Source organism: Pantoea sp. AS142 (genome assembly GCF_037152305.1).
GTDB lineage: Bacteria > Pseudomonadota > Gammaproteobacteria > Enterobacterales > Enterobacteriaceae > Pantoea.
This window is the reverse complement of the sequence record NZ_JBBCMO010000038.1, coordinates 1-225: the sequence shown is the minus strand read 5'-3', so window position 1 is coordinate 225 and position 225 is coordinate 1. Positions and strand designations below refer to the sequence as shown.

Below are 225 nucleotides of genomic sequence, written 5' to 3'. Positions count from 1 at the left end.
ACCCGAGAGCAAGCTCTCTGTGCTACCGTCCGACTTGCATGTGTTAGGCCTGCCGCCAGCGTTCAATCTGAGCCATGATCAAACTCTTCAATTTAAGTTTGATTTGCTTAACAAGTTAAGCGGTGCTCATCTGTAAAACGTCATAATGAATTTCATTATGTGTTCACTCGTGAGACTTGATATTTTTTACGTCCGGAGACGCTGATATCAATCCTGCGAGTGCCC

The 225-nt window shown here is 44.9% G+C and carries 1 rRNA gene; it reads right to left on the bottom strand.

From position 1 onward, the window contains the following. A 16S ribosomal RNA gene (locus WFO64_RS22435) occupies positions 1-94 on the bottom strand; the annotation flags it as partial. Positions 95-225 lie beyond the last annotated feature (131 nt).